This is a genomic window from Sphingomonas sp. CCH9-F2 (assembly GCF_001556735.1).
Taxonomy (GTDB): domain Bacteria; phylum Pseudomonadota; class Alphaproteobacteria; order Sphingomonadales; family Sphingomonadaceae; genus Sphingomonas; species Sphingomonas ginsenosidimutans.
Window position 1 is genome coordinate 1 of record NZ_LSJO01000142.1, and the last position, 7,036, is coordinate 7,036.

The 7,036-nt window shown below is 64.9% G+C and carries 8 protein-coding genes; 2 read left to right on the forward strand and 6 right to left on the reverse strand.

Annotated elements, in window-relative coordinates:
• The 5 genes from AX685_RS04145 to AX685_RS04165 all read right to left on the reverse strand — a co-directional run.
• The coding region (locus tag AX685_RS04145) for an efflux RND transporter permease subunit (RefSeq protein WP_156445661.1) at positions 1-278 on the reverse strand (278 nt) is incomplete at its 3' end.
• Complete coding sequence (locus AX685_RS04150; protein ID WP_042469196.1) at positions 275-1,429, reverse strand: efflux RND transporter periplasmic adaptor subunit; 1,155 nt, start codon at positions 1,427-1,429, stop codon at positions 275-277. The genes AX685_RS04150 and AX685_RS04145, both read right to left, overlap by 4 nt.
• Positions 1,426-2,685: a TolC family protein gene (locus AX685_RS04155; RefSeq protein ID WP_042469198.1), complete on the reverse strand. Its 1,260-nt coding sequence runs from the start codon at positions 2,683-2,685 to the stop codon at positions 1,426-1,428. Before AX685_RS04155 ends, AX685_RS04150 begins: the two co-directional genes overlap by 4 nt.
• 53 nt (positions 2,686-2,738) lie before the next feature.
• Positions 2,739-3,119, reverse strand: coding sequence for a hypothetical protein (locus AX685_RS04160; protein ID WP_042469200.1), 381 nt, complete (start codon positions 3,117-3,119; stop codon positions 2,739-2,741).
• 41 nt (positions 3,120-3,160) lie between these two features.
• The gene (locus AX685_RS04165) at positions 3,161-4,486 is read right to left on the reverse strand and encodes an MFS transporter (protein ID WP_061780291.1); all 1,326 of its coding nucleotides are present in this window, start codon (positions 4,484-4,486) and stop codon (positions 3,161-3,163) included.
• A gap of 86 nt (positions 4,487-4,572) precedes the next feature.
• Here AX685_RS04165 and AX685_RS04170 point away from each other — a divergent pair, with 86 nt between their 5' ends.
• Positions 4,573-4,842 (forward strand): metal-sensing transcriptional repressor, encoded by a 270-nt coding sequence (locus AX685_RS04170; RefSeq protein ID WP_042469202.1) that lies wholly within the window; start codon positions 4,573-4,575, stop codon positions 4,840-4,842.
• A gap of 61 nt (positions 4,843-4,903) precedes the next feature.
• Here AX685_RS04170 and AX685_RS04175 read toward each other — a convergent pair whose 3' ends face one another.
• Positions 4,904-5,863 (reverse strand): Abi family protein, encoded by a 960-nt coding sequence (locus AX685_RS04175; protein ID WP_066485708.1) that lies wholly within the window; start codon positions 5,861-5,863, stop codon positions 4,904-4,906.
• Positions 5,864-6,151: 288 nt separating this feature from the next.
• On the opposite strand from AX685_RS04175, the gene AX685_RS04180 reads away from it, so the two are divergent.
• Entirely contained in the window at positions 6,152-6,706 is a 555-nt protein-coding gene (locus tag AX685_RS04180; RefSeq protein WP_126053488.1) for a helix-turn-helix domain-containing protein, read from the forward strand.
• The last annotated feature ends 330 nt before the right edge of the window (positions 6,707-7,036 follow it).

The following is a 7,036-nucleotide window of genomic DNA, read 5'->3' on the forward strand; positions in this document are numbered from 1 at the left end:
ACCTGGCTGAAGCCATTGCGTGAGATGGAGCGGGTCATCTCAAGCCCTGGTATTCCGGCAAGCGCCGTCTCCACCGGGAACGTCACCTGCTTCTCGATGTCGACCGGCCCCAGCGTCGGCGCGAAGGTGCTGATCTGGACCTGCCGGTTGGTGACGTCGGGCACGGCGTCGATCGGCAGCTTGGTGATCTGCCAGAGGCCGAAGCCGATGACGACGAGGGTCAGGAAGGCGACAAGCCATCGCATCCGGACCGAAAGGGAGAGGATGCGGCCGATCATTCCGCCGACTCCTTCTCGATCTCGGCCTTGAGAAGGAAAGCGTTGGTGGTGGCGATCTGCGTGCCGGCGGCAAGGCCGCCGGTGATCGCCACCATCCCGCCCGATCGGCTGCCGATCTGAACCGGCTGCGCGCGGAAGCCCTGGCCGGTGCGGACGAACACCACGCTGTCGCTGCCAAGCGTCTGCACCGCGTCTTGCGGCACCATCACGCCGCTCTTTGCGGCCCCGCCACTGGCGAGGATGCGAGCCTGAACAAGCTGGCCCGGGGCAAGCGTGCTGCCGCCGGCGGTCGGCGTGACGACGACCGTCGCGGTCCGCGATTGCGGATCGACGACGCCGGTCGCCGAACGCACCCGCCCTTCTATCGTGCGACCGTCTGTGGTGGTCAGCTCTACCCTGTCGCCTTCTCGGACACGGCCAGCATCGGCAGGCGGGACGCTTGCGGTAATCTGAAGCCGGCTCGGATCGGCGACGCGGAACAGCTCGGTTTCAGCCGCGACGAACTGGCCGAGATTGGCACCGGCATTGGTAACGCGCCCCGAAACGGGGCTGACGACCGCAACCGATCGACCGTCGCCCGACACGCGAGCCGCGCCCGCGGCGGCGCTAGCCCGGCGAGCGTCGGCCTGGGCGACGGCAAGGTTGGCCTGTGCCGATTCATAGTCGGCGCGGGGTGTCACACCCTGCGCGAGCAAACCGCGCTCTCGTTCGAGCTGACGCGCGGCGAGGGTGACGCGCGCGGATGCGGCCGAGCGGTCGGCTGCGATTTGTGAAGCGTCGCGGCTCTCGACCAATGCAAGGGTCTGGCCGGCGCGAACCGGATCGCCGATGCGGACCATGATACGGCTGACCGTGCCTGGCGCGCGCGCGGTCAGCACCGCCTCGGCGTCGGGCGTCGCCTCGACCGTGGCGGAGGCAAGGATCGCGGCGTCCAGCTCGCCGGATGCCGCCGGGGCTACAGTGATTTGCGATGCTGAAAGCGCCTGTTGCGTCATCGCGACCGTGTTCGACGGCTTTGCTGGCGCTGCGGCTTCCGTAGGGGCAGGGGCGGGGGTGGACGATTGGGTGAGGCGCGCAGCGCCGAACCCAAGCGCAGCGGCAGCGACCAGGCCAATGGCGGCGCCGGTGTAGAGACGATTTTTATCGGTCATTGCACCGCTTCTCCGGTGATGGTGAGGCCCTGCAGACGGGCCAGATTGGCGCGAGCGTCGAGGCGCGCTGCGGCGGCGTCGAGGATGACGCCACGGGCGACCCCGAGATTGTGACGCGCGGCAAGGAGTTCGATCAGCGGGCTTTTGCCCGCCTCGTAGGCCACGCGAGCGAGGCGATAGCCCTCTTGGGCGGTCGCCAACGTCCGCTGCGCGGCAGCGGCGCGAGCGTCGGCTGCCTCTACCAGTGCGAGACCAGCGCGTGTCCCCGCCTCGGCTTCGAGCCGGGCTGCTGCGGCACGCGCCTCGGCACCTTGCAGTTCGGCACGTGCCGCCGAGATGTTGCCCCGGTTGCGATCGAAGAGGGGCAGCGGGACGGATATGCCGGCAACGACGGCGGGGCCGCTCGCGACGCGAAGCTGGCGCACGCCGAGCTGCGCGGTGACGTTGGGGATGGCGAGGCGCTGTTGCACCGTCACCGCTCGCGCTGCGGCGTCCCGTTCGGCTTCTGCAACGCGCACCATCGTCGCCTGCATAGGGTCGATGGGGCCGAACGCCGGCTTGGCGTCGAGCCGATCCAAGAGTGATTCCGACAGGCCGGTGAAGGGGGTTGTAATACCGGCCAGCGCGGACAGGCGTGCCAGCGCGGCCGTCTTGAGGGCGCGCGCGTTTTCGAGGTCGGCCTGAAGCGTGTTGAGTTCTGTTTCAGCCTGCACCTGCCGGAGGCGGGCTTCCTTGCCAGCGCCGACCAAGGCGCGGGCCACCTTCAGGTCGTCGGTCGCCTCCTCAACTTCGTCCTCGGCAATAGCGATGCGCCGATCGGCGATCTCGGCGCCGGCATAGGCGCGTGCCAGCTCGGTCGCATAGACAAGGCGACCATCGCGATTGCGCGCCTGCGCCGCGACGATGCCGGCTTCACCGGCGGCGATCCGGGCTGATCGCTTGCCACCCAGCTCGATGGGCTGATCGATCTGGAACGTCGTTTGCTGCTGGTTGCGCGCGTTGCGATCGAGGTCGCCCGCGAAATTTTCGGCATAGACGTTGATCGACGGGTTAGGCCGCGCGCGAGCTTGCTCGGCAAGGCCCCGCGCGCGGGCGACGTCGGCTTCCAAGACCGTGACGCGGGGCACATCGCGCGTCTGGTTCAGAAGCTGTGCGAAAGGGGGCGCGGTCTGCGACCACGCTGCACCCGCGGGCCATAGCGCCGCGAGCGTGCCGGCCAGCGCAAGCACGCGCTGCCGGCGATAACTGCCGTTCATAATCCATAATCCTCCAGGGGTAAGTCTGTCGGCGCGTCACGCGCCGGCGAGACTCATCCGCGGGGAGGGCGCAGGAGCTTGGAAGGATCGATACCGCTCGCCAGCGATGTGGTGAGGATCGACCACGCGCGAGCGGCGACGATCGCCGGCACTTTCGCAGTCGTCGGCCCGTCGAAGGCGACCCAATGACCAGCGGCATGAGCGAGAACATGCACCGGACTGTCGCCGCCAGTCTGCTTGGCGGGAGCGTGATCGTTATGCTCGGCCGCAGCCGCATGGTCATGGTCATGGTCATGGTCGACGGCGGCGACTTGCACGGGCACATGGTCATGGACCATCGCGCTGTGCCACGACGACGCCGCGACGAGGCCGAGCATGGCGACGAGCGCCAGCACGGCTCCGAACAGCGCGGAAGAGGAACGACGCATCGCCATCGTGCGCAGCGTAGGCGGACGTTGGGAACGGGGCAAGGAAATCACTTACCCGGCCATTTTGGATGGCGACGGTCGATCACATAGGGATGTTCGCCGTGGCTGTGGACCGCGAGATGCGGATCATCGGCGGCGAGGTCGCTATGTTCATGCGCGATCACGTCGGGGTCGTTCGCGGGCCATATACGGACGGCGACGAGGGTGCCGATCGCAGCAAGAACGGCCATCGCACCGAACGCCGCCTCCATTCCGACGCGAGCGCCGAGCTGGCCGACGAGCGGATAGCAGACCAGCCAGCAGACGTGGCTGAGTGCGAATTGTGCCGCGAACAATGCGGGGCGATCATCGGCGTTCGCCGACCGACGTAGCAGCCGTCCCGATGGCGTGACGCTCGCTGAATAGGCGACGCCCAGCACCAACCATCCGCCGAGCAGGACATGCCAGTAGGCCGGGCCTGGCTGCATGATGGCGGTGATCGCGGCGAGGGCCGCGAGCGCCAACGTCAGGATAGCGGCGGCGACCAGCATGACGGTCCGATCCGCAATCCGATCGAGGATACGAGGCAGGGTCAGCGCAGCGGTGATCGAGCCGCCCCCGAAGGCGGCGAGGGTCAACGCGACGTCGCGCTGGCTTAGGCCCATGCCTTTCACGATAACGACGGTGTTGACGATCACCATTGCGCTCGCGGCGGCAGCGGTGAGGGTCAGCGCCAGCAATCCGCGCAGGCGAGGCGTCGCGAGGTATATACGCGTGCCCCGCGTCGTCTTGTCGTAGATGCCGCCCTCGGCCTCAACCGGCGCCGGTCGGGGCAGGACGGTCGATACGACCAGCAGCGCCGACGCGACAAAGCCTATCGCGGTGCCCGAGAACAGCCAGTGGTAGCTCATCACCGTCAAAAGACCGGCCGCGAGGATCGGGCTCGTCAGGCTCTCCATGTCATAGGCGAGGCGGGACAGGGACAGCGCGCGGGTATAGTCGCGTTCCTCCGGGAGGACGTCCGGGATCGTAGCCTGAAAGGTTGGCGTGAACGCGGCCGATGCCGATTGCAGGACGAAGATCAAGATATAGACCTGCCAGACTTGGTTCACGAACGGCAGGCAAATGGCGACACCGGCGCGGATCACGTCCATTCCGACCAGCAAGGCACGGCGTGGCACGCGATTGGCGAACGCGCCGGCGATCGGCGCGACGCCGATATAGGCGACCATCTTAATCGCAAGCGCAGTCCCCAGCACCGCCCCGGCACTGCCGCCAGCTATGTCGTAAGCGAGCAAGCCGAGCGCGACCGTCGCCAGTCCCGTTCCTACAAGCGCGATGATCTGCGCGAGGAAAAGGTGCCGATACGTGCGGTTGGCGAGGACACTGAGCATGATCGCGCTATATCCCCCCGGGGGATCGAGTCTATCCCCCCTGGGGGATACTCGACAGCAGCCCCTCACGCGCACTAAATAAGGGGATGGCCCATCACGCTCACACCAGCCACCCCGCAATCGTCAAACGGCTCAACCGCGTCGCTGGTCATCTGCGTAGCATCGTCGGCATGATCGAAGAGGAGCGCCCCTGCGTCGATATTGCGCAACAGCTTCAAGCGGTCGAAAACGCCATCGCCAGCGCCAAGCGCGCGCTCATCAACGATCATATCGACCATTGCCTAGTCCATGCCGAAGAAGGTGAGGGGACCAAGGCGGCGGTGGAGCAGTTCCGCGCGATCTCAAAATACTGGTGATGCGCCGCGCGGCGAGGGGTGTGCCACGTGGCACACCTCCTGAAGACCGCTACCGGGCGCATTAGGCCCAGATCGCTTCCTGATCCCAGCCTTCGAGAAACCCGCCCTGCGCGGCGCTGGCGAATGGCATTTCGGGGAAGGAAAGCCAATGTGCTTTCATCCGGCCACTCCACGATGTGCCCGGATTGATCCGCTTGGCGAGATAGGAGGCAACTGCCGCCGCGCCATAGACACGGTTCCGCTGCACGACGTCGTTGCCGATATGGACCATGCGCGGCGCCTCGAACGCTTTGGGCACCTGGGGCTGGTTGATGATGCCGGTATTCCACAGCCGGGAATGATGCGCGCTGATGTTGCGCACGAAGGCAAGGCTCTTGATCCAGCTCACCAGCGTGTCGGGGAGCAGATTATAGCGTTTTGCGATGGCGAAACGGTCGTTGGGATGCGCCATTTCGAGCAGCCAGGATAGCGTTCCAAAATCCCATGCCTCGACAGCCATCCAGATCGGCATTGGCGGCGTGTAGGTATTGTAGAACTCCGACACCCAATCGTCTTTACAGCGGTCGACGGAATCGTCCGCCTTCGCCAACCAGCACAGGTGCCGGGTCGTGCCTTTAAAATTAGCGTTCGCACGATTGGGATCGAGGTAGGCGACCGATCGATGGGCGAACAGGTCACGATTCCCGAGCGCATGGGCGAGATCGACGCGCAGCGCGACTTCGATCCGTTCGATGGCATCGAGGAAGAGCAAGCGGAGCTGCTTGTCGAAGAGATAGAGATCGACGGCATGGCGAAACTCGGCACCGGCTTGAAACTGGTCGGTGCGAATGGTGCGCGTGGCATCGTCGGGATCGGGGATGCGCTCTTGCAGCGGTTGCCAATAGGGCGACAGGCGACCGTAGCCGATTCGCTCAAGATGGCGGATGGCTTTGGCTTGGTCGGTGACGCCCAAACCGCGGCCTTCAAGGAGGGCGAGCTGGTCGGCGAAGCTGAGATGGGGTTTGGCGTAGGGCGGAAGCATCGCCCCAGATATGAAGAAGGCCGCCCCTTGATGCCATAGGCAACAGCGGGGACGGCCATGTTGTCCTCTATCTAGATGTTCGGGTCTGAGGATTCAATTAAAAATTGACGGCGGGTCGCCGCGTGACCGCTCGGGCGAGGCAAACGCGCTCCGACAAATTTTGGGGGAGGCAAATCTGTCTCCGCCCTATATGCTTCCTTATCCTGATTACACGGTATCGTGTTTACGGGCTCACTGTGCTTCGTGAGACATTGGTGCCTCCCTCACTAGGGACAACAATGTCTCCGAGTGGGCGACGTTTTTGTCTCCCCACCCCCTCTGGAAATGGTGCGCGAATGTGCTATTTCCACCATCATGAGCAAGCAACCCGACGATACCACAAAGGAGGCAGGATCGAACGTCTTTTCGATCGCGGCGGTGGCGAAGCCGAAGAAGCGGAAGGACAAGTGGCCGGATGCCGTCCTGTCGCGTGGCTACAGCATGATCCCGTCGATCCTGTTGTGGGGCCAGGCCAAGATGGGTCTGAAGCCTGACGAGTTGAACGTGCTGCTTCAGCTCATCAGCCATTGGTGGTCGGCCGATCACGATCCGCATCCTGCCAAGGACACGATCGCCCGCCGTATGGGCAAGGACGCACGGACGGTTCAGCGGCACCTGACCGCGTTGGAGACGAAGGGTTTCATCAAACGGGTCGAGCGCTTCAAGCGGCACAAGGGCCAGGACAGCAATGGCTACGATCTGTCCGGACTGATCGCCAAGCTGGAGACGATCGCGCCGGAGTTCGAGAAGGTGACGGATCAGAACAAGCGCCGACGCGCGAAGGCTGAGACGAAAACGGCATAGGTTTCAAGGATCGCGCGCCGCGAAAGCGGCGTGTGGGGCCGGTCAGTCCAAGGCCGGTTCGGAACGTAGGGATTGGCGCTTCGGGCAGAAGCATGGCCCCCTTCCAAAAGGGGTAATGACGCCGCCAATCCCTACGCTCGCTGATTTAGCACAGCGGGGCGCTGACCCCAAACCCCGGGGAAGCTCATGAGCTATACCGAAGAGACACGCCAATCGACCTGCCCTTCATGCGGCAAGCTCAACCATGTCATCGTGGCCTATGCCGGGGACTATCGGGGGAGCATGAGAAAGTTGGGGGTCATGCCGCCTTCCGTTCGTCCCTCCACCTCT